This window comes from Vibrio sp. 1288, assembly GCF_033344475.1.
Genome location: NZ_JAWPOX010000111.1, coordinates 1 through 1,205 on the forward strand (window position 1 = coordinate 1; position 1,205 = coordinate 1,205).

2 protein-coding genes are annotated in these 1,205 nt (G+C 47.5%); both read right to left on the reverse strand.

Going from position 1 to position 1,205, the window contains the following annotated elements:
- A partial coding sequence (locus R8O11_RS24955) for an FtsW/RodA/SpoVE family cell cycle protein (protein WP_318194573.1) occupies positions 1–461 on the reverse strand: 461 nt, incomplete at its 3' end.
- Positions 461–1,205: penicillin-binding transpeptidase domain-containing protein (locus R8O11_RS24960; protein WP_318194574.1), on the reverse strand; the 745-nt coding region annotated here is incomplete at its 5' end. The genes R8O11_RS24955 and R8O11_RS24960, both read right to left, overlap by 1 nt.

The window sequence follows — 1,205 nt, forward strand, 5'->3', positions numbered from 1 at the left end:
GTTGGTAAGCACACCATGATTAGCGCAACAATCAGCGTTCGGAATGTTGGTGGTAATGGTTGGCGACCGATATAGCGCGCAACCATCAACGGTACCGCAAGTTTGAGTAATTCGGACGGTTGGAATCGAACAAAGCCTAGGTTGAGCCAGCGTTGCGCACCTTTCGAGGCCTCACCAAAGAACAGTACGCCAAATAGTAAAACTACACCGGCAACAAACATTAGTGGCGCCAGGTTTTCATACGTTCGTGGAGAAAGTTGAGCCAGAACCACCATCACGACAAGAGACAATACCATGCGCATTGCTTGGCGATCCATCATCTCCAAACTTTGTCCGCTGGCACTGTACATGATCACGAGACCAAAACCCATTAAAGCAAAGATGCCGAGTAGGAGGGGCAAGTCGATATGGAAGCGCTCAAACAAGGCGCGGTTTTTACCTGTAGAGGGATCCATCTTCATTAGCGTGTAACCTCTTTTTGCGCGTTGGTTTTGTCATCTTCTGGTTTGATTTCTTCTGGGCCAAGTACCACTCGGTCAAAGATTTTTCTCGCCATTGGACCACCGTTACTTGAGCCACCACCTGCGTTTTCTAGCACGAGAGTAACGATAACTTTTGGATCGTCAAACGGAGCAAAGCCCGTAAACAGGGCGTGGTCACGCAAGTGTTCCGCGATTTCATCTGCGTTGTACTCTTCGTTCTCGCCCAAGCCAAAGACCTGCGCTGTACCTGATTTACCGGCTGTCTGGTAGCTCATATTGTAGAAAGAACGACGAGCTGTACCACGAGTACCATGGTTTACACGGCGCATACCTTCTTTCGCAATATCCCAGTATTTTTCTGGCACATTTTGAATCGGTGGGTAGGTTACGTATTCAGAGGTTTCTTGTTCCTCAAAGTTATCACCATTATCGATGGTGGACTTTAGGAGGTGAGGAGCGGAAACCGCACCATTATTCACTAACACCGATGTTGCTTTCGCAATTTGCATAGGTGTCGCCGTCCAATAGCCTTGGCCGATACCAACAGGAATGGTGTCACCTTTATACCAAGGCGTTTTGTGACGAGACATCTTCCAATCACGAGTTGGCATATTAGCCTTACTTTCTTCGTAGATATCGATGCCTGTGTAGTCACCAAAACCAAACATCATCATCCAGTTTGAAATTCGGTCGATCCCCAAGTCATAAGCAATTTGGTAGTAA